The sequence below is a fragment of the Halomonas sp. BC04 genome, from assembly GCF_000568385.1.
On sequence record NZ_AZQX01000081.1, the window covers coordinates 1 to 18924 of the forward strand.

An 18924-nucleotide genomic window follows, 5' to 3' on the forward strand; every position below is an offset into this window, starting at 1 on the left:
GGAGGTGAAGGTGGTGATGCTCGACATGCGCGATGTCCCGAGTCTCGACACCACCGCCATCGTCGCCCTGCAATCGCTGATCGAGGAACTGCGCAGCCGAGACGTCGGGTTGATCTTCATCGGCATGCCGGCACGCATGGTCATGAAGCTGCGCCGTGCCGGACTCTATCGCGAGGCCGGCCGACTCTCCGCCGTGCGCCACCTGGACCACGCCCAGCGGTTGGCGCGACACTGGCTGGCGGAGCGCGACCGCTGACAAGCGAGCTCTTGCTTACTCCCCCTGCAGGGTAGCGATCAGCCGACGGGCGCCACCGTGGTCGCGGTGCTCGCCCAGCCAGATGCCCTGCCAGGTGCCCAGGGCAATGCGCCCCTCGCGCACCGCCAGGGTGAGCTGGGTGCCGAGCAGGCTGGCGCAGACATGGGCCGGCATGTCGTCGGGGCCCTCCAGGGTGTGCCGGAAATAGGGCAGGTCACCGGGGATACGATCCCGCAGGAAGGCATCCAGGTCGTGACGCACGTCCGGGTCGGCGTTCTCGTTGAGGGTCAGCGACGCCGAGGTATGCAGCAGCTGCAGGTGCAGCAGCCCGATCGACACCGCCTCCAGTCCGTACATCCCCTCGACCACCTCAGCGGTGATCAGGTGAAAGCCCCGCGAGCGCGGGGCAAGTCGAAGCTCCTGCTGTTGCCACATGGCGGATCCTCTTTACAAGCGAATGATATCCACCGCCATGCTAACTTGCCGCAGCGCCATGGCAAGCGTACCGCCCGCTCGTACAGACGGCACGCGCTCGCCTGACCTCATCAGTTTCGAGGATCATCCGCCGGGTCGATGTACTCGATGCCCCAGGGGCCTTCGCCATGCAGCTGGATGATCGTCTCTCCCTCGGCATAGCCGAACATGGCGTCGCCCGGCGCCATGATGGCGTAGCCTCCCACGGGCAGCTCCTGGGTGGCATCGGGATCGAACGTCTCGCCATGGGCGAAATGCAGGGTGCCATCGAGCACCGTCACCCGTTCGTAGGCGGGATGCACATGGGGCTTGATCTCGTAGCCATCCGCAAGCCGAAGCCGGAAGGTGAACGGGGCTTCCTCCCCAAGGTCGCCCTCGATGATGGCAATTTCGGCACCCTCCCCCATGGAGCCCACCGGGCCCCAGGTCAGGTCATCGGGGGTGCCCAGCAAGTGGCCATCGCCATGGTAGGTCTCCGCCTGCAGCGCGCCGGCAGCCAGGGCAAAGGCTGCGGCGGCCAGGATTGCGGTCTTGAGGCTTGTCTTGTGGCTCATTTCGTCGCTCCTCTTTGGCTGATTCCACACGGCACCCGAGTACCGTGTGCCCCAAGGACGCAGCGACGACCGACTTTGTTCCCGCTCATGCCAGCCAGTACGACGCCAGCCGACCGGGAACCATCGCGCGCCCTGCCGCGTCCTTGCCACAAGTGCGATTTGCCCCCTGCCCACGGGCGTTCCATGCTCAAGAGGTGCCCAATGACACGCACCAGCCAGCTCGCTCTCACGTCGACGGTATGGCTTGCCCCTCGTCATCGGGCGGATCCGGGGAATGTCATGACATTTCACGACGCATCCCATCGGCGGCAGTGGTTCGAACAACGCCTGGAGCCGCTGATGGACCGGCTGTACGGCACGGCGCTACGTCTCACCCGCAACCCCGACGATGCCGAGGATATCGTCGCGGAGGCGGTCGTACGAGCCTGGTCCCAGCTCGACAAGCTACGCGACCCCGAACGCTTCGACGCCTGGCTGTTCCATATCCTCACCAATACCTTCATCAGCGAGTGGCGACGACGGCAAAGCCGTCCCCAGGCCGCAGCCGACAGTGACTCGGCATCACCGGAGGCCCTCGATGCGGATGGGTTCACCCTGTTCCAGCAGCTGCATCAACCCTTCCTGCTCTGGTGGGGCAGCCTGGAGGATCAGTTCTTCAACAGCCTCTTGCAGGAGGAACTGCAGGAAGCGCTGGATGCGCTTCCCGACCCATACCGGGTGGCGATTGTGCTGGTGGAAGTGCAGGGCTATACGTATGAGGAGGTATCCGGCCTGCTCGGCATCCCGCTGGGTACCGTTCGCTCACGGCTGAGCCGGGCGCGCTCGCTGCTGCAGAAACGACTCTGGAAACAGGCCAGGGAGGCCGGTGTGGCGCCCGACCATACCGGCAAGGGAGGGCGGCAGCCATGAGCAAACGGGACCTCAGCTGCGAGGAAGTCATCGAGCGGCTCTTCGACTATCTCGACCGGGAGCTGGATCACCGGCAGGCGGCCGATATGGAGCGGCACCTGTCCCGGTGTCGCGATTGCTTTACGCGGGCCGAATTCGAAAAACGACTACGGGCCAGGGTGGCGGCATCCGCAACGGTCAAGGCTCCGCCGCGGCTGTATCATCGCATCGGCAACCTGCTGGACAGGTTCGACGATAACGATCCGGACATGCCCCACTGAGCCCGGCAGGAGGTCCCTGATGGTAGCCATACTGGGTTATTCAAGAGAGCAGATCGTTTCCGCGGTCCAGGATATGTACACGGCAGTGGCCGATGCGCCAGCTTCCCCCTTCCATTTTCCCACGGGTGGCAATACCTGCGAACGCCTCGGCTATCCGACCAGGCTCACTGCCAAGCTACCGGCGGCGTTGCTCGAATCCTTCGCGGGGGTCGGCTTCCCCTTCCGGGCCGATGCCATCCGGCCCGGCGACACGGTGCTCGACATCGGCGCGGGTGCCGGCAGCGATGCGCTGATTGCCAGCCAACTGGTCGGCCCCTCCGGCCGAGTCATCGCCCTGGACCTCACCCCCGCCATGACCCGCAAGCTGAAGAAAACCATCGAACAGAGCGACACCAACAACCTCGACGTAGTGCAGGCCTCGGCGGAACAGCTCCCCCTGCCCGATGGCAGTATCGACGCCATCACCAGCAACGGCGCGCTCAACCTGGTGCCGGACAAGCGACGGGCCGTCACCGAAATGTTCCGCGTGCTCCGCTCCCACGGCCGCGTGCAACTGGCCGACGTGGTCATCCATCGCCCGGTGTCGGTGGACTGTCACGATGACCCCAGGCTATGGGTCGAGTGCGTGGTGGGTGCCACGGTGAAAGAGGACCTGATCGCCCTGTTCGAGGATGCCGGGTTCGAGGAGGTCACGACAGTGGGTAGCCATGACTACTTCGCCCTGAGTCCCAGCGCCCAGACGCGCGAGGTGGCCCAGAGTTTCGGCGCCCACTCCGTCGAAATCGGCATGCGACGCGGAGAGCAGGCACCCTCCTGGCTCCACCAGTGGCTGAGGCGGCTCGACCCGAGGCGCTGGCTGCTGCGACTGCGCCGACGCGGGCTGCTGGGCGCAGCCGCACTTGGCCTGGCTCTGCTGAGCTGCTACGGCACCCTGGCCCTGGTCAGCCTGCTGCCTCTGCTGGGGGTTGGGCTCGTCATTCATGAGGGTGCCTGGGCCGGCGCCATTGCCGGCTTCGTACTGCTCGCCCTGGCCGCACTCCTTGCCGGTTATCGGCAGCACCATGCCATCGTCCCGCCGCTACTCGCCACAGCGGGCAGCGCAGCCATCCTCTACGCGCTGTTCATCGATTACCGAGCGCTGGTTGAGCTGGCCGGCTTCCTGCTGCTGGGTGGCGCTGCACTGTGGGATCTACGCCAGCGAAGACAACAGGAAATCAGGGTGCTGGGGCTGGATCAGCCCTCTGCCGAATGAATTGAGCCAGCTGGGTCGGCTGGCCAAGGGTGGGGTGCCACTCGCCGATGCCCGACAGCAAGACCCGATAGCCATTGCGGCTTGCCACGCCACGCGCCCAGCCGGCAAAGCGTGCCCGGTCCCATTCGAACTTGTGGTCGGGCTCGCGAAACTCCCCCGGTGCCAGGCCATAGAGCGGATTGAACTCGCGATTGGGCGTGGTCAGCACCAGCAAGCGAGGACGCAAGCCGGCAAAGACGGCGCGCTCCACCCGGGAAAGCGACGCTGGGGGGACATGCTCGATGGTCTCGACCATGGCCGCGGCATCGAAGTCGGCCAGGTGCCGGGTGGGTCGACATAGGAGCCGCAGACGAGTTCAAGACGTGACCGGAAATCGGCTGACAGCGTTTCGAAACGCATCTTGGCCTGGGCCAGCAGCTCACCGGAAAGTTCGAGGCCAACCAGCCGTTCGAACTGCGGCTCGCGCAGCAGGTATTGCAACAGGGTGCCGGTGCCACAGCCAAGGTCCAGCACTCGCCGTGCACCGCTCCCAAGAAGCAGGGCGGCCACACGCTGCAGGCGCTCCTGGTGCAGGTCGAGGGTTTCGATGTCCATCATGGTGTCTCTCCTGAAGAGACCATGATGATGAATGAACCATGGCCGCTGGATAGCCAGGGAGCCTCCTCGTGGCACTTATCGATGAATAGGCACGGTGGTGCCGCCCATTGACAGGGCCGCCAGGCGCCCGGGACAAGGCCCGGGCGCAGGGTACTGTTAGAAGAAACCGAGCGGATTGATGTCGTAGCTCACCAGCAGGTTCTTGGTCTGCTGGTAGTGCTCGAGGGCCACCTTGTGGGTCTCGCGGCCGACGCCTGACTTCTTGTAACCGCCGAAGGCAGCGTGGGCCGGGTACTGGTGGTAGCAGTTGGTCCAGACGCGACCGGCCTGGATGCCACGCCCCATGCGGAAGGCGACATTCATGTCGCGGCTCCACACCCCTGCGCCAAGGCCGAACTCGGTGTCGTTGGCGATGGCCAGTGCTTCCGCTTCGTCCTTGAAGGTAGTCACAGCCACCACCGGGCCGAAGATTTCCTCCTGGAACACGCGCATCTTGTTGTTGCCCTTGAGCAGGGTCGGCTGAATATAGAAGCCGTTGTTGATTGACGCATCCAGGGTCTCGCGGTCGCCACCGGTGAGGAACTCGGCCCCCTCCTCACGGGCGATGTCCATGTAGGACATGATCTTGTCGAACTGCTCCTGGGAGGCCTGGGCGCGACCTGCACGTCGGTATCCAGCGGGTTGCCGCGCTTGATGGCCACGGTACGCTCCATCACCTTGGCCATGAAGGCGTCGTACATGCTCTCCTGGATCAGCGCCCGCGAGGGACAGGTGCAAACCTCGCCCTGGTTGAAGAAAGCCAGCACCAGGCCTTCCACCGCCTTGTCGATGAATTCCGGCTCGGCGTTCATGATGTCGGCGAAGTAGATATTGGGTGACTTACCGCCCAGCTCCACGGTGGAAGGGATAATGTTCTCGGCGGCGCACTTGAGGATATGGGCACCCACCGGCGTGGAGCCGGTAAAGGCGATCTTGGCGATGCGCTTGCTGGTGGCCAGCGCCTGGCCCGCTTCGGCGCCATAGCCATTGACCACGTTGACAACACCCGGCGGCAGCAGGTCACCGACCAGTTCCATCAGTTTGAGGATCGATGCCGGGGTCTGCTCGGCGGGCTTGAGTACCACACAGTTACCGGCAGCCAGCGCTGGCGCCAGCTTCCAGGTCGCCATCAGCAACGGGAAGTTCCACGGGATGATCTGGCCCACCACGCCAAGGGGCTCGTGGAAATGGTAGGAGACGGTATTGGCATCGATATCGGCCGCCGCACCCTCCTGGGCTCGGATGCACCCGGCGAAGTAGCGGAAGTGGTCGACAGCCAGCGGCAGGTCGGCGTTCAGGGTCTCCCGCACCGCCTTGCCGTTGTCCCAGGTTTCGGCCACGGCCAGCATTTCAAGGTTCTGCTCGATGCGATCGGCGATCTTGAGCAGGATGTTGCTACGCTCGGCGGCGGAGGTCTTGCCCCAGGCCGGTGCGGCGGCGTGTGCGGCATCCAGCGCCTTGTCGATGTCCTCGGCGGTGGAGCGGGGGATCTGGCAGAACACTTCGCCGTTGACCGGACTGACGTTGTCGAAGTACTGGCCCTTCACCGGGGGCACGAACTCGCCACCGATGTAGTTGCCATAGCGAGACTCGAAGGTGATGACGGAACCGGACTGACCGGGATTGGCGTAGATCATGGCGTGACTCCTGACTGTTATCGTTATGATTGAGTGACCACACCCAGTATTGGTCAGCAAGGGAAAGTACGACATACTGCCGACGCAGGAGACGGGCTCCTTCCTTGGTAGGAGATAACAGGAGAGACCCATGTATACCCTGATGGTCGCCGATGACCATCCGCTGTTCCGAGATGCCCTCTGCGCCGTGATCGATGCGGGGCTGCCAGGGTGCCAACTGCTCCAGGCGGATAGCGTGGCGGTGGCGCTGCAGCTGGCGGAGGGTCGCGACGACCTGGACCTGCTGTTGCTTGACCTGGGACTGCCCGATGCCGAGGGGCTCAGCGGACTGCTCCACCTGCGTGAAGCCTACCCGCAACTGCCCGTGGCCATCATTTCGGCCGAACAGGACCGTCGCATCGTGCTCGATGCCATCGACATGGGTGCCGTGGGATATATTCCCAAGTCGACGCCCCGCGACGCCCTGCTGGCCGCCCTGGGCCGCATACTGGAGGGCCAGCTCTATTTGCCGCCAGACATCATGCGCCGCCCATCCGCACCCAACGCGTCGCCACCACCGCCCCCTGGCAGCGAGGACCGGCTCGCCTTGCTGACCGGAAAACAGCTGGAGGTCCTGGAGCGCATGACCCGGGGAGAATCCAACAAGCAGATTGCCAGGGAGCTGGGTATCGCCGAGACCACCGTGAAGACACATGTCTCGGCGATCCTGCGCAAGCTCGGTGTCAGCAGCCGCGTCCACGCCATCCTGGCGGCCGGCGAGCTGGAGCGGATGCCACGCTGATCCGGTCGCCAGGCCAGCGCCTTGTCACTCCGCACTGCCTGGTCTAATGCTCCCCTACCTGATGAGTCAGGTATTGCATCAAGAGCATCTTGAGCCGCAGCGGCTTCAGCGGCTTGAGCAGGCACTCATGGCCCAATTGCCTGGCCCGAGCCTTCAGGGCCGCATCATGGTTGGCGGTAATCACCACCACCGGCAGGCCCGGATAACGCCTGCGAAGCCTGGCTGCCACGGCCAGGCCATCTGGCCCGCCCTCCTCAAGATGATAATCCACCAATAGCACGTCGGCAGTATCATCGCCCTCAAGGGCTTCGAGCTCAGTCAACGACGCTGCCGTGACCACACGGCACCCCCAACCGCCCAGCAGCGCCGCCATCCCCTCGCAAATGGCCGGGTCGTTATCGATCACCCAGACCTTGACCCCCGCAAGGCTAACCGTCGCCCCCTCGCCCGCCGCTGGTGATGATGCCCGCACCACCCGCACCTCTGGCGGCCCGTAGGCACTCGGACCGAGAATAGCGAACCCCTTCCTGGCCGGGAAACGAGGCGCAGCGGGTGACCCAGCATGCCGCTGATACGATCGACGATGGCAAGCCCCAGCCCCAGGCCCCTGTCCTGTTCACTCGATTCGACGCCGAGTCGGCGAAACTCCAGGAAGATTGCCTCACGCTGGGCCTCGTCGATCCCGGGCCCCGTGTCACCCACCACGACCTCCAGACCATCGGCTCGATGGCGGCAGCCCAGCAGGATGCGGCCCTTCGGCGTATAGCGGATCGCATTGGCCAGGAAGTTGCGCACGACCCGGGCCAGCAAAGCCATATCCGATTCGATCATGGCGTCGCAGTGAACGTAGCGCAGCTCCAATCCCCGGGCCGCGGCCATTTGACGATACTCCTCGGCCAGTACATCGAGCAGTTGGGCGACGGGAAAAGGGGCGATGTCGGGCTTAAGCAAGCCTGCGTCCAGTCGGGAAATGTCCACCAGCGTGCCGAGCAGCGCCTCGACCCCCTTGAGCGAGCGACCGATGTGACCGACCAGCCGGTGCGAGTCATCGGGCAGTGAGTGCTCGTCCAGGGCACTGGCAAACAGCCGCGCGGCATTGAGCGGCTGCAGCAGGTCGTGGCTGACGGCTGCCAGAAACTTGGTCTTGGAGAGATTGGCGGCTTCGGCCTCGGCCTTGGCCCGGTGCAGTTCGACCAGTGCCTGTTGCAACGCCTCGGTGCGCTCCCGCACCTGCTCGGCCAGCAGCACCGAGTGCTCGAAGGAGGCGTAGGGCGCGCCACCGGCCACCCCGCCGGACTCGACCCGTTCGATCAATGAGGCGCAGATACGCCTCAGCCGAGCGTTCTCTTCCTGCAGCATACGCTCCCGTTCATGCCACCCCTCAGGCAGCTCAGGCGGTTGGAACAGATCCAATGGCGACTCCGGTGAGCGTCTGGTTGATATGCATGCCGTGGTGCTGCTCCCCATAGGTGTTGAAGCCGACGACACCCGCCTGCCCCAGCAGCTTCGAGGCTTCATCAACCTGGCCCAGTGCCTCCAGTTCAAGCCGCCTCAGGAAGCAATCGCAGCCCAGGATCAGGGCTGGCTCACCGAGCCGTTCACGCAGCCCGTCGAGGGTAAGCCGCAGGTCTTCGAGCAGCGGTGCCGGCTGCATGGCCGTCAGCACGATGCCGTTCTCCACCGCGCAGTAGAAACTGAGGCTGCCATCCTCGTTGGCCCCCTGGATCGAGCGCACATAGTGCTGTTCACCAATGCGTACCGCCAGGGGATGGCTGGCAAAGATTGCCGGATTCAGCGACGTGACCGGCAGCCCCACCAGGCGTGCGTACTCCGCCGCCGCCGGTGCTGCGTTGAGCTCCAGTACCCGGCGTCGCTCGCAGTCAGCTCGAGTCACCACCAGCTTCTCCCGACGCGGGCGCAGGTGATGGGTGGTAAACACCTCGAAGGGCAAGCGAGTCTGGAACATCACCACCACCGCCGACTCACTGTGAAAACGGCCTTTGCTGTAGACATGGGTATAGGCCAGGCGGTTGTCGTCACCGGCCGAACCGCCAAAGCTGGGGATGGTGCCCAAGGCCGTATCCAGCGTGGCCAGCACCTGCTCCTCACTGCTGGAGAGACCGTCGAGCAGCGTGAGTACGAAGCGCTGCCCGCCCTCCAGCGCCGACGATGCCTGCCGGCATGACTCGAGCAGCTCGCCGGTCAGGCGCTGCGCCTGCAGCAGCCCGAAGCCCTCTAGGTCGTCGATCAAGGTGTGCGCAACGGCGAAGGCACGACGATCGAAGCCGATGGCCACGATGCAGCCACGGCAATAACCTGCGGGTGTGATCTCTCCTGCCGTGGTACAACCGGAAACGGGTGTATCCTCGAAAGCCGCATCCATCGCTGGCCCCAGCGCCTCGAGCGAGTATTCCGCGCTGCAGAAGAACAGGACGAAACCTAGCTCGGAATGCTGCAGTTGCCTGGCCAGCTCTCGCGCGGCCTCACCAGGGTCGCGCCGGGCACTGTAGGCGGTGCCAACGGGTGAACGAGCAGAGTCATCCCCTGTCTCGGTGCGGTCATCGGCAAGCAGATCCATGGCAACCTCAGCGGGTGTTTCCTGCAGTTTAGGCTGCCCCAGGGGGCTGCGACAACGCAGGCCATCGATCACCAGCCCTTACCTGGCCAGATCGCCGGATGCCTTCTGCTCCGCCAGCCACCGCTCGAGTTCTGCGAGCGTCACCGGGATCAAGGCGTGCAGGATCTGGAACTGCTCCGTGATCTCTTCCCGGCGATCATGGTGGGCCAGCGCTTCCAGGCGCTGGGCAACGGCAGCGAGCTTGCGGGCACCCAGGCTGGCCGATTCCCCCTTGACGCTGTGGGCAGCAGCTTCCAAGGCTTGCATGTCGCCCTGGTCGACGGCGTTCTGCATGGCACGGCGATACACTTCCAACTGCTCACGATGCACCATGATCAAGGTCGCGACCATCGTCTCGCCCAATGATTCCAGCAGTTCGGTCAGGGCGTGCTCATCAAGCTCGGCGGTGGCAGAAGCGACACCCTCCGCTGCCGTCGTTACCGGCGCCGGCAGTGCGCGACGCAGGCAGGCGGCAAGCTCTCTACGAATCAGCGGTTTGGTCAGATAGTCGTTCATCCCGGCATCCAGGCAGCGTGCCCGCTCGGCCCCGGGGCCACCGGCGGTCATCGCCACGACGGGCACCCGGCGACACCACCCCCCTCTTGCCCGCAAGCGTCGCACGGTTTCCAGTCCATCCATGCCGGGCATCTGCACGTCCATGAAGATGAGGTCGAACGTCTCCCTCGCGACGGCCTCCAGGGCCTCCTGGCCACTGCCTGCCATCTCAACGTGGCAGCCGAAGCGCTCCAGCATCGCCACCGCCACCTGCTGGTTGACCGGGTTGTCCTCCACCAGCAGCACATTGCCACTGACATTGGGCAGCATCAGCGCTGGCGGCTCATCACGCTCCACCTCGGGTTCATCGTCGGCCGGCTCGAGCGGCAGCTCGATCCAGAATCGGCTGCCCTCGCCGGGCCGACTGTCGATGCCGATCTCCCCTCCCATGGCATCGGTCAGCCGCCGGCAGATGGCCAAGCCCAGGCCTGTACCCCCATAGCGACGTGCCGTGGAGGCGTCCGCTTGACGAAAGGGTTCGAAGAGACGCTCCTGCTGGTCCTCCGCGATACCGGGGCCGGTATCACACACCGCAAGGCAGAGTCGACCGCTATCCGTTGTCTTCGCCTCGACCACTACCCCGCCACGCTCGGTAAACTTGATGGCATTGGCGATCAGGTTGAGCAGCACCTGCCTCAGCCGGGTGGGATCCCCCATGACCTGCACCGGCAGGGTCGGCGAGAGATAGCTTTCCAGCTTGAGACCCTTGGCCTCGGCACGCGGCGCATAGAGTCGGCAGACATCGTCGATCAGTGCTGCCAGCCGTACCGGCCGGTGCTCCAGCTCAAGCTTGCCGGATTCGATCTTGGAAAAGTCCAGGATATCGTTGATCAATCCCAGCAGGCGCCCGGCACTGGCATGAAGCGTACCGACATACTCCCGGGAGCGAGCATCCAGTGGCTGGTCCATGAGCAGGTCGCTCATGCCGATGACACCATTGAGCGGGGTACGTATCTCGTGGCTGACCGTGGCGAGAAACTCCGACTTGGCCCGGCTCGCCGATTCGGCCTGGCGGGCCGTTCCCTTTAGCTCCCGACTCAATGTCTCAAGCGAGCGGCGCGCCACCGCATTGTCGCGGGCCTCCCTCACCAGGAAGATGACCACCAGCAATCCGGCCAGGCTCATGGCCAGGATCAACGCCAGCAACAGCACGTAGAGCGTCTGCAAGACCTCCCGGTCACGGGTCGCCGCCTCGGCAAGCAGCCCATTGATGGCGATGACCAGCTGTTCGGTATTGCCACTGAGCGCTTCAAGCCTGGCGTCCAGTAACCGACGTGTTGTCTCATCCAGTTGATCAAGCGCCTGGAGCCCGTCATCGAACCGATCCATCTTTTCGGCGAGCTCGGGCAGCAGGCGATAGGCCGTGGGATTGTATTGGTACAGGGCGGAGATATCGGCTCGGCGCAACTGATTCAAGCGACTGTAGAGCAGCTCAAAGCGCAGCATGAGTGCATCCAGCGACTCGCCACTGCCAGTCCCGCTGGCCAGATCACTGCGCAATTGAACCATGTCACGGTCGAGCTTGTAGGCGTGCCATGAGGCATCCGCGCCCACGTTCTGGTAGAGCCCCTCCTGTCGCCAGGCAGCCAGACCCACCACGACCAGGGCAGCAGTAAAAAAGAGCAGGGCGGCCATGGCACCCAGCTTCAGCCGGAGGGGGTGACGCAGCACCATTGTCTTGCCTCCCGCCTCAGTTCTGCTCAGGGAACATGGATCGTGCCCACGTGCCAGACAGAGCGAAAGCGAATGGTCTCGTTGAGCAGCTCTGGATGGTCATCGAAAGGGTAGAGGAGGAAAACCGGGCCGAGATCGCGGACGGCGATGGGTTCTCCGTCACGCTGGATGGCCAGGATCACGTCGTATTCATGGAAGTCCGACACCGGCACCTTGGCCTCGAAGGCATCCAGTGCCCGCACCTGCACATGCTCGCCGCCAGCGCCCGCTGCGTCGAGAACGGCACGGGCCAGCGGCCCCTCGAAACGCCCCACTCCCTCGGTCCAGGGAGTGGCGGTTTCGACCACCACCGGAGACAGGGACATCAGCATGGCCCGGTCAAGGTGCAGCTCGTCGCCGACATTGACATGCGCGATGTCCCCGGTCAGCCGCAACAGGACGTCCCCTTCCGGTGGCGGGAAAGGCTCGGCCGACAACAGGGTCGATACAGGCAGCAGGCAGAGGGCAAACAGATAACGACATCGACTCGTCAGCAACATCTCGGCAGTCCGCATTGGCCGGGGTAATGACAGACAAGATTACGCGAAATGCACTGAAAGGTCAGGTGGGAAAGGAGTGGCCAGGGAGCGGCTACGAGAGCGAACAAGGCAGGAGAGAAGCACCCTCCTGCCCATTGGCTGATCAGCTGTCGACCTTCTCCACGGGCTCGCAGCGTACCAGGTCCTCATAGGCATGCCAGCTGGCGTGCCCCAGAACCGGCAGGATCAGGGCCAGGCCGATATAGAACGTCAGCACCCCGACCAGCACACAGCCGGTCAGTATCACGGCCCACAGCAGCATGGGGCGAAAGTTCCTCGCAACCGAGCGCACGCTCGCCTCGATGCCTTCCATGAAGGTGAGATCCTGATCCATCAGCGTGGGGATGGCGACAACGCTGATGGTAAAGGCGCCAAATGCCAGCACGGCACCGACGCCGGTGCCGACCAGGATCATGCCCAGCCCTTGCGGCGTGGTAAGCAGCGACGCATAGAGCGCCGCAGGTCCCGGCGCCTCGAAGCCGTAGAACAGGGCGAAGAGCAGGGTGGCAAGACGAATCCAGGCGAGAAAGAAGATCATCATCATCACGCCCATCATCGCCAACTGGCCGGCGTGGGGGCGCCATGCACTGAAGGCGTCTCCCAGGTGGGGCGTGCGGTTGGCCTCGATCGCCCGGCTGACACCGTAGGACCCCACCGCCACCAGCGGGCCCAGGAACATGAAGCCGGCGGCCATGGGCAGCAGCCAGTGCCACAGGTCGAGCATGACGGCACCAAGGTCACGGCGATACTCAACCCGACCCAGAACATGCCATAGGCAAGACTCACCGCCGTGGCTTGGCGGAAATCCTCGAAACCGGCGGCCAACCAGGCCCTGGGCCTGTCCATGCCGATCGGATTGATGATGATCTTCACCGTGGGCACCGATGTCTGCCCCGAGGATCTAGTTGCTGCATTCATAATCATACCCCGTCTGGTCGCCAAGTCATGTGACGAAAGAGCGCGCCGTTCCGGTTGGGTGACCGGGAGGCGTCTTGTTGTCGTTCTACAGCGTTAATGTAGTTGACCTGGCACAAGAGTGCGCCTCGGACCAATCAACGTAAAGCCCCAATTTGTCGAATAAGCTCCCGTTTTTCGCAGCAATTACAAAAAGGCATAAGCTCTTAACCTTGCCGTTCATAGGGGCATAACGGAATGCCAAAGTGTTCCTTCCTGCTAGCATCCGGTCCGCAGTAACATGCTTGGGTGACACGAATTTCGACAAGAACTCCGATCAGGAGCCGAAGATGAAACGGGTTTTTCCTATTGCCTCCCTGACACTGGCGAGCCTGCTGCTGACAATCATGCCACTGTCGGCCCAGGCCGAAGAGACCTTCTCCGACGCCCAGCTCGAAGTAATGGCGGGCGGCTGCGCCAGCTGCCACGGCACCGATGGCCGGCTGACCGGCAGCGTACCGACGATTGCCGGGCGCCCCGCCGATGTCCTGGCCTCGCGACTACTTGACTTCAAGCACAAGGAAGACGATGAAGTCACCGTAATGGACCGGATCGCCAAGGGTTTCACGGATGCCGAGCTCCGGGCGCTCGCCCGGCACTTTGCCGCCATCGACCTGAACAACGATAACGAGCCGGAAGAATGAGGGGGCGCGACATGAAGCATCGTCACAACCGCAGCGGCCTGACCCGTCGCCAGTTGATCAAGGGCATCGGTGCCGCATCGCTGCTACCTCTGGTGGGCAGCGCACCCTTTGCCATCGGCGGCCAGAGTGCCGGGCGCGTCGTGGTGGTCGGCGGCGGCTTCGGCGGCGCCACCGCCGCCAAGTATCTCAAGCGGGCCAACCCGGCCATCGAAGTGATCCTGGTTGAGCCAAACGAGATCTTCTATACCTGCCCGTTCAGCAACCTGCATCTGGGCGGCCTCCGCGAGATGGACGCCATCGCCCATGGCTACGAGGAGCTCGAGGACCGTTACGGTGTCCGTGTGATCCATGCCATGGCCGAAGATGTGGACGCCGACGCCCACAAGGTGACTCTTTCAACCGGGCGCAAACTCGACTACGACCGCCTGGTGCTCTCCCCCGGCATCGACATGCGCTGGAATGCACTGGAAGGATACGACGAGGAGGCCGCCGAGAAGGCCCCTCACGCCTGGAAGGCCGGCACCCAGACCGAGCTGCTGCGCAGTCAGCTCGAGGCCATGGACGATGGCGGCACCTTCGTCATGGTGGCCCCGGAGAATCCCTTCCGCTGCCCCCCCGGCCCCTATGAGCGCGCCAGTCTGGTGGCCAACTATCTGGCACAGCACAAGCCGAAATCAAAGGTCCTGATCCTCGACGCCAAGGACAACTTCTCCAAGCAGGGGCTGTTCACCGCCGGCTGGGAGCGACTCTACGGTGACCGCATCGAATGGGTGGGGCTGTCCAATGACGGTCGGGTAACCCGCGTCGATGCCGACAGGCTGGAGGTCGAAACCGAGTTCGGCACCGTGCATCGCGCCGACGTTCTCAACGTCATTCCACCGCAGAAGGCCGGCTGGATTGCCGAGCGTGCCGGTGTCACCGACGACTCCGGCTGGGTGCCAGTGAAGGCCGAGACCTTCGAGTCGCGCCAGGTCGCCGACATCTATGTGGTGGGCGACGCTACGGTGGCGGCGCCGATGCCCAAGTCGGGTTTCTGTGCCAATGGCCAGGCCAAGGTCGTGGCCGCCGCCATTGCCGCTTCCCTGGAGTCGCGTCCGGCGCCAGAGGCCTACTGGACCAATACCTGCTACAGCCTGGTCGGGCCGGAGTATGGCATCTCGGTGGCCGGCGTCTATCGTGTGCAGGACGGGGTGATCGCCGAAGTGGAGGGGGCCGGTGGCCTGAGCCCCGCCGACGCTTCCGATGCCACCCGCGCCCTGGAAGCGGAATATGCCGTGGGTTGGTACAACGCTATCTGCCAGGACACCTGGGGCACAGCCCCGGGCAGCAAGGCTACCTGAAGGTAGCCAGATACATGCACGTCATTGGGAAAAGGACTCGCTCTACATGAGCCATACCGAGCTGGTCGCCTGGTCAGCGGCGCTGATCGGCCTGTGTTTCGGCGCGGCCGGCCAGGCCACCGGCTTCTGCCTCATGCGTGGCCTGGCCAATAGCTGGACTCTCGGCGACACCCGCAAGCTGCGCAGCTTCGTCCTGGCCATGGCGGTGGCACTGCTGGGCAGCCAGGCATTGGCTGCCGCCGGCCTGGTATCGCTGGGAGCGTCCCACTATGCCAGCCCTGCCCCTTCCTGGCTGGCCATCCCCCTGGGCGGCGCCCTGTTCGGCTACGGCATGACCCTGGCCAATGGCTGCGGGGCCCGCGCCCTTGTACTGCTGGGCAGCGGCAACCTGCGCAGCTTCGTCGTCCTGACATGCTTGGGCCTGGCCGCCTACATGGCGCTTTCCGGCGTCCTGGCACCACTGCGGATCTGGCTGGAAGGCATGACCACACTGGTCCTCCCCGCCCGTGACCTGCCGGGAGCCATCGGTGCTCCGGCCTGGCTCACGGCATTGGTGCTGGGCGGCGTGCTGCTGGCCTGGGCATTCGCCAGCGCAGCGTTTCGCGCCTCGCCCCGGGACTGGCTGGGTGGCCTCATCATCGGCCTGCTGGTCCCGGCGGGCTGGTACGCCACCGGCGTGCTCGGCCATGACGACTTCGAGCCGGTACGCCTGGCGAGCCTGACCTTCATCGCCCCCATCGGTGAATCGCTGCAGTACCTGATGCTTTCCACCGGCACCCGGCTCGGTTTCGGCGTCAGCGTGGTTGGGGGCGTGATAGTAGGCGCCCTGGCCATGGCACTGCTGCGGCGTGACTTCATCCTGCGCGCTTTCGACGGGCCCGGGCAGATGCTGCGCAGCATGACGGGGGGCGCCTTGATGGGCATCGGTGGTGTCATGGCACTGGGCTGCTCCATCGGCCAGGGCCTGTCCGGGATGTCGACACTGGCATTGACCGCCTTTGCCGCCCTGGCAGGTATCGTGGCCGGTGCACGGCTGGGAATCGTCGGCCCACTGGCACTGTCCAACAATTGATCGCTTACCGGAGGAAGCCATGCGCCCTGCCCATCCCCCACATCATGACGCTGCCCGCCGCCGACTGCTGCGCGGCCTGGTCGCTGCCGTCGCTGCCATCGGCCTGGCCACGCCCGCCATGGCAGAAGGCCCATGGCAGCGCCTGGAGGCCGCCCGCAGCGTGCTGGGTGATGCCGAGCCCGCTACCCAGGGCCTGGTACTCGACCTGCCCCATGTCTCGGAAGATGGCGCTTCGGTTTCGCTCACCGTCGGTTTCGACGGCGAGCTCGCCGAGGATGACTACATCTCGCGTATCGACCTCTTTGCGACCGCCAACCCCTCGCCCGAGATCGCCACCTTCCACCTCACCCCCCTGAGTGGCAAACCCGAGATATCCACTCGGGTCCGGCTCAACGAAACACAGCAGGTGATCGCCATCGCCACCAGCCACCAAGGTGAGCGTTTCGCGACGGCGCGGGAGGTCCGCATCACCGTCAGCGGTTGCCTGATGCGCAATGGCGGCGATCTGCCAGAGCCGCTGTCCAATCCCCGCGTCAGCGTCCCTCCCCGGTTCTCCCCGGGCCAGCCCGAGGCAGTGCGCACCCTGATCAACCATCCCATGGAGACCGGCTTGCGTGAGGCCCTGACGGCGAGATCGTGCCGCGGCATATCATCGAACGTTTCACCGTCAGCCTGAATGGCGAAACCGCCTTCGAGGCCGAACTGCATCAGTCGGTTTCCGCCAGCCCCTACCTGCTGTTCTATCTCAGCCCCGAGGAGGACGGTGAAGCGGTCTTCGAGTGGCAGGATGATACTGGCGCCTCCGCCAGGCACGAAGCGGCCATCGAGACCAACTGAGACAAGGGGAACGGCCAAGCCCCACCTCCAAGCCCATTACGCCGACCGATTGCTCGGCCGGGCGCGTAATGGGCTGCACTTTCCGCTTGGCTGACTTCCTCAACGCACGATCATCACCGACATCTTGGCGTGGTGCACGACATGCTCGGCATTGGGGCCAAGCACATAGTCGGCGAACTTGCGCTTGTTGTGGGAGGCCATGACGATCAGATCCACCTCGAGCTGCTTCGCCGTCTTGACGATGGCTTCCCAGGGCGAACCGTCCGCGATCACCGACTGCACCTTGATATCCTCCGGCACATGCTCCTGGATAAACGCATGCTGGGCATCCGAAATGGCCTCATGCGCCTTCTTGGCGAAGTCCTTGGGAAAATAGGAGCCGACCAGGGGCATCCGGTAGTCCGGCAGTACCGTCACCAGATGCAGCGACGCATCGAAGGTGCGACAAAGCGTCACCGCCGTTGGCAGGGCCTTGGCCCAGGAGCTCTCCTCGTTCAGGTCCACCGACAACAATATCTTGCTGTACATGATCATCTCCTTCAGGCAGTGGCCGTCGATGCCGGCTGCTGGTTACGCCGACGCCGCTGCAGCAGCACCACCAGGCCAAACACCAGGAAGCCGGGCACCCACATCCACTCCTTCGCCCAGCGATCCACCGGGGCCGATACCTCGATGATTTCCTGATCGAAGTCGAAGCCGAGGTCGGCGGCCAGGCTGCCGAACTCGACGAAGTCAACTATGGCCTGGTCCCCGTCTATCACGAGTTCCATGCCGAGTTCCTGCATGCGCTCTTCGGGCGTATCACCCCGCGGTACCGGGACCAGGATGTAGGTGGTCAAGGGGTCGCCGAAGGCGTCCTCGCCGCTGATCTGAACCCGCAGGTTGCTGCCGTCGTCAACCTCACCCAGTGCCTGGACAAACTGTGCCGGCGGCACGGACTGGTAGGGATCGTGGATCCTGTCCATCCAGAACCCGGGACGGAACAGAGTGAAGGCCACCAGCAGCAGCAGGATGCTCTCGTACCAGCGGTTGCGGGCGATCATGAAGCCCTGGGTCCCGGCAGCAAAGATCAACATCGCAATGGTGGCGATGATGAAGATCACGATCCCCTGTATCCAGCCGACGTCGATCAGCAGCAGGTCCGTATTAAAGATGAACAGGAACGGCAGCGCCGCCGTACGCAGGCTGTAATAGAAGGCCTGAAAACCGGTACGCAACGGATCGCCACCAGAGACCGCCGCGGCCGCAAAGGAGGCCAGGCCTACCGGTGGCGTCACATCGGCCATGATGCCGAAATAGAACACGAAGAGGTGCACGGCGATCAGCGGCACGATCAGGCCGCTCTGCTGCCCAAGGGTCACGATCACCGGCGCCAGCAGCGCCGACACCACGATGTAGTTGGCGGTGGTGGGCAGTCCCATCCCGAGTATCAGGCTGAGCACCGCGGTGAGCAGCAGGATCAGCATCAGGTTGCCCATGGAGAGAATCTCCACCACATCGGCCAGCACCAGGCCGACGCCGGTCTGGGAGACGGCCCCCACGATGATCCCTGCCGCCGCGGTGGCGATACCGATACCGATCATGTTGCGAGCACCGGTCACCAGGCCGTCCCACAGGTCCATGAAGCCTTCCTTGATATCCTCGGCAAGCTTACTGCGCTGGCGGAACGCCGCAATGATCGGACGCTGGGTAACGATGATGAAGATCATGAAAACCGTGGCCCAGAAAGCCGAAAGCCCCGGCGACAGGCGCTCGACCATCAGGCACCAGACCAGCACGATCACCGGCAGTATGTAGTGCAGGCCGACCATCACCGTGGGCCGAGTCTGGGGAAGGGTCAGGACCTGGGACGTAGGATCATCGAGCTCCAGCTCGGGATACTTGGCCCCAAGCT

At 64.2% G+C, this 18924-nt stretch carries 21 protein-coding genes and 2 pseudogenes; 10 read left to right on the plus strand and 13 right to left on the minus strand.

Translation table 11 applies throughout. The features are described from left to right. Positions 1–256: STAS domain-containing protein (locus Q427_RS05945; protein ID WP_043511929.1), on the plus strand; the 256-nt coding region annotated here is incomplete at its 5' end. A 15-nt stretch (positions 257–271) separates the two neighbouring features. Here Q427_RS05945 and Q427_RS05950 read toward each other — a convergent pair. Continuing rightward, positions 272–691, minus strand: a complete 420-nt coding sequence (locus Q427_RS05950) for a secondary thiamine-phosphate synthase enzyme YjbQ (RefSeq protein ID WP_043511931.1) — start codon at positions 689–691, stop codon at positions 272–274. A 110-nt stretch (positions 692–801) separates the two neighbouring features. Beyond that, entirely contained in the window at positions 802–1284 is a 483-nt protein-coding gene (locus Q427_RS05955; protein WP_051496165.1) for a cupin domain-containing protein, read from the minus strand. A gap of 279 nt (positions 1285–1563) precedes the next feature. Here Q427_RS05955 and Q427_RS05960 point away from each other — a divergent pair, with 279 nt between their 5' ends. Genes Q427_RS05960 through Q427_RS05970 form a run of 3 tightly spaced genes read left to right on the plus strand, consistent with a single transcriptional unit; the run spans position 1564 to position 3705 of the window. Further along, positions 1564–2193 carry a sigma-70 family RNA polymerase sigma factor gene (locus Q427_RS05960; RefSeq protein WP_081785848.1) on the plus strand — a complete coding sequence of 210 codons (630 nt, stop codon included), beginning with the start codon at positions 1564–1566 and terminating at the stop codon, positions 2191–2193. Further along, entirely contained in the window at positions 2190–2453 is a 264-nt protein-coding gene (locus tag Q427_RS05965) for an anti-sigma factor family protein (RefSeq protein WP_043511933.1), read from the plus strand. Before Q427_RS05960 ends, Q427_RS05965 begins: the two co-directional genes overlap by 4 nt. A 19-nt stretch (positions 2454–2472) precedes the next feature. Next, positions 2473–3705 carry a MerC family mercury resistance protein gene (locus Q427_RS05970; protein WP_043511937.1) on the plus strand — a complete coding sequence of 411 codons (1233 nt, stop codon included), beginning with the start codon at positions 2473–2475 and terminating at the stop codon, positions 3703–3705. Here Q427_RS05970 and Q427_RS32040 read toward each other — a convergent pair. From Q427_RS32040 to exaC, 3 genes and pseudogenes are all read right to left on the minus strand, one after another. Beyond that, positions 3668–3919 (minus strand): hypothetical protein, encoded by a 252-nt coding sequence (locus tag Q427_RS32040; RefSeq protein ID WP_051496166.1) that lies wholly within the window; start codon positions 3917–3919, stop codon positions 3668–3670. The two genes, Q427_RS05970 and Q427_RS32040, sit on opposite strands and share 38 nt — an antisense overlap. Further along, a complete protein-coding gene (locus tag Q427_RS32045; RefSeq protein WP_051496167.1) occupies positions 3907–4302 on the minus strand; it encodes a class I SAM-dependent methyltransferase in 396 nt (131 codons plus the stop codon). Before Q427_RS32045 ends, Q427_RS32040 begins: the two co-directional genes overlap by 13 nt. 156 nt (positions 4303–4458) lie before the next feature. Continuing rightward, positions 4459–5978, minus strand: a pseudogene (gene exaC / locus Q427_RS05980) (acetaldehyde dehydrogenase ExaC). 130 nt (positions 5979–6108) lie between these two features. Between exaC and Q427_RS05985 the strand changes: the two are divergent. Beyond that, positions 6109–6759 carry a response regulator transcription factor gene (locus Q427_RS05985; protein WP_043511940.1) on the plus strand — a complete coding sequence of 217 codons (651 nt, stop codon included), beginning with the start codon at positions 6109–6111 and terminating at the stop codon, positions 6757–6759. 43 nt (positions 6760–6802) lie between these two features. Here the strand turns inward: Q427_RS05985 and Q427_RS33445 are convergent, their stop codons facing one another. The 6 genes and pseudogenes from Q427_RS33445 to Q427_RS06010 all read right to left on the minus strand — a co-directional run bounded on the left by Q427_RS33445 (position 6803) and on the right by Q427_RS06010 (position 13101). Further along, the gene (locus tag Q427_RS33445) at positions 6803–7165 is read right to left on the minus strand and encodes a response regulator (protein ID WP_231613465.1); all 363 of its coding nucleotides are present in this window, start codon (positions 7163–7165) and stop codon (positions 6803–6805) included. Further along, positions 7162–8172 carry a sensor histidine kinase gene (locus Q427_RS05990; RefSeq protein WP_231613468.1) on the minus strand — a complete coding sequence of 337 codons (1011 nt, stop codon included), beginning with the start codon at positions 8170–8172 and terminating at the stop codon, positions 7162–7164. The genes Q427_RS33445 and Q427_RS05990 overlap by 4 nt, the downstream gene beginning before the upstream one ends. Further along, a complete protein-coding gene (nosP, locus tag Q427_RS05995) occupies positions 8150–9337 on the minus strand; it encodes a nitric oxide-sensing protein NosP (RefSeq protein WP_051496168.1) in 1188 nt (395 codons plus the stop codon). Before nosP ends, Q427_RS05990 begins: the two co-directional genes overlap by 23 nt. 78 nt (positions 9338–9415) lie before the next feature. Continuing rightward, positions 9416–11605: an ATP-binding protein gene (locus tag Q427_RS06000; protein WP_043511946.1), complete on the minus strand. Its 2190-nt coding sequence runs from the start codon at positions 11603–11605 to the stop codon at positions 9416–9418. Positions 11606–11631: 26 nt separating this feature from the next. Then, positions 11632–12144, minus strand: coding sequence for a molybdopterin-dependent oxidoreductase (locus Q427_RS06005; protein WP_051496169.1), 513 nt, complete (start codon positions 12142–12144; stop codon positions 11632–11634). Between the two features lie 142 nt (positions 12145–12286). Then, positions 12287–13101: pseudogene (locus Q427_RS06010) on the minus strand (DUF2189 domain-containing protein). 326 nt (positions 13102–13427) lie between these two features. Between Q427_RS06010 and Q427_RS06015 the strand changes: the two are divergent. The 5 genes from Q427_RS06015 to Q427_RS33450 are packed head-to-tail and all read left to right on the plus strand — an operon-like array spanning position 13428 to position 17030. After that, entirely contained in the window at positions 13428–13781 is a 354-nt protein-coding gene (locus Q427_RS06015; RefSeq protein ID WP_043511948.1) for a c-type cytochrome, read from the plus strand. Between the two features lie 11 nt (positions 13782–13792). Then, on the plus strand, positions 13793–15121 hold the full coding sequence (locus Q427_RS06020; RefSeq protein WP_043511950.1) for an NAD(P)/FAD-dependent oxidoreductase: 1329 nt from the start codon (positions 13793–13795) through the stop codon (positions 15119–15121). 46 nt (positions 15122–15167) lie between these two features. After that, positions 15168–16193 carry a YeeE/YedE family protein gene (locus Q427_RS06025; protein WP_043511952.1) on the plus strand — a complete coding sequence of 342 codons (1026 nt, stop codon included), beginning with the start codon at positions 15168–15170 and terminating at the stop codon, positions 16191–16193. A 19-nt stretch (positions 16194–16212) separates the two neighbouring features. Then, positions 16213–16869, plus strand: a complete 657-nt coding sequence (locus Q427_RS28675) for a thiosulfate oxidation carrier protein SoxY (RefSeq protein ID WP_231613469.1) — start codon at positions 16213–16215, stop codon at positions 16867–16869. Further along, positions 16830–17030, plus strand: a complete 201-nt coding sequence (locus Q427_RS33450) for a thiosulfate oxidation carrier complex protein SoxZ (protein WP_231613471.1) — start codon at positions 16830–16832, stop codon at positions 17028–17030. Before Q427_RS28675 ends, Q427_RS33450 begins: the two co-directional genes overlap by 40 nt. Before the next feature lie 99 nt (positions 17031–17129). Here the strand turns inward: Q427_RS33450 and Q427_RS06040 are convergent, their stop codons facing one another. Both Q427_RS06040 and Q427_RS06045 read right to left on the minus strand, forming a co-directional pair. Further along, positions 17130–17558 carry a universal stress protein gene (locus Q427_RS06040; RefSeq protein WP_043511955.1) on the minus strand — a complete coding sequence of 143 codons (429 nt, stop codon included), beginning with the start codon at positions 17556–17558 and terminating at the stop codon, positions 17130–17132. Between the two features lie 11 nt (positions 17559–17569). Then, the coding region (locus tag Q427_RS06045) for a TRAP transporter permease (RefSeq protein WP_043511956.1) at positions 17570–18924 on the minus strand (1355 nt) is incomplete at its 5' end.

What these genes read in the sequence shown, in the direction of transcription:
- Q427_RS06025 (WP_043511952.1), top strand. Translation starts at nt 15,168, where the DNA reads ATGAGCCATACCGAGCTGGTCGCCTGGTCAGCGGCGCTGATCGGCCTG.
- Q427_RS06020 (WP_043511950.1), top strand. Translation starts at nt 13,793, where the DNA reads ATGAAGCATCGTCACAACCGCAGCGGCCTGACCCGTCGCCAGTTGATC.
- Q427_RS06015 (WP_043511948.1), top strand. Translation starts at nt 13,428, where the DNA reads ATGAAACGGGTTTTTCCTATTGCCTCCCTGACACTGGCGAGCCTGCTG.
- Q427_RS05955 (WP_051496165.1), bottom strand. Translation starts at nt 1,284, where the DNA reads ATGAGCCACAAGACAAGCCTCAAGACCGCAATCCTGGCCGCCGCAGCC.
- Q427_RS28675 (WP_231613469.1), top strand. Translation starts at nt 16,213, where the DNA reads ATGCGCCCTGCCCATCCCCCACATCATGACGCTGCCCGCCGCCGACTG.
- Q427_RS05970 (WP_043511937.1), top strand. Translation starts at nt 2,473, where the DNA reads ATGGTAGCCATACTGGGTTATTCAAGAGAGCAGATCGTTTCCGCGGTC.
- Q427_RS32045 (WP_051496167.1), bottom strand. Translation starts at nt 4,302, where the DNA reads ATGATGGACATCGAAACCCTCGACCTGCACCAGGAGCGCCTGCAGCGT.
- Q427_RS05950 (WP_043511931.1), bottom strand. Translation starts at nt 691, where the DNA reads ATGTGGCAACAGCAGGAGCTTCGACTTGCCCCGCGCTCGCGGGGCTTT.
- Q427_RS06040 (WP_043511955.1), bottom strand. Translation starts at nt 17,558, where the DNA reads ATGTACAGCAAGATATTGTTGTCGGTGGACCTGAACGAGGAGAGCTCC.
- nosP (WP_051496168.1), bottom strand. Translation starts at nt 9,337, where the DNA reads ATGGATCTGCTTGCCGATGACCGCACCGAGACAGGGGATGACTCTGCT.
- Q427_RS06005 (WP_051496169.1), bottom strand. Translation starts at nt 12,144, where the DNA reads ATGTTGCTGACGAGTCGATGTCGTTATCTGTTTGCCCTCTGCCTGCTG.
- Q427_RS05960 (WP_081785848.1), top strand. Translation starts at nt 1,564, where the DNA reads ATGACATTTCACGACGCATCCCATCGGCGGCAGTGGTTCGAACAACGC.
- Q427_RS05985 (WP_043511940.1), top strand. Translation starts at nt 6,109, where the DNA reads ATGTATACCCTGATGGTCGCCGATGACCATCCGCTGTTCCGAGATGCC.
- Q427_RS06000 (WP_043511946.1), bottom strand. Translation starts at nt 11,605, where the DNA reads ATGGTGCTGCGTCACCCCCTCCGGCTGAAGCTGGGTGCCATGGCCGCC.
- Q427_RS05965 (WP_043511933.1), top strand. Translation starts at nt 2,190, where the DNA reads ATGAGCAAACGGGACCTCAGCTGCGAGGAAGTCATCGAGCGGCTCTTC.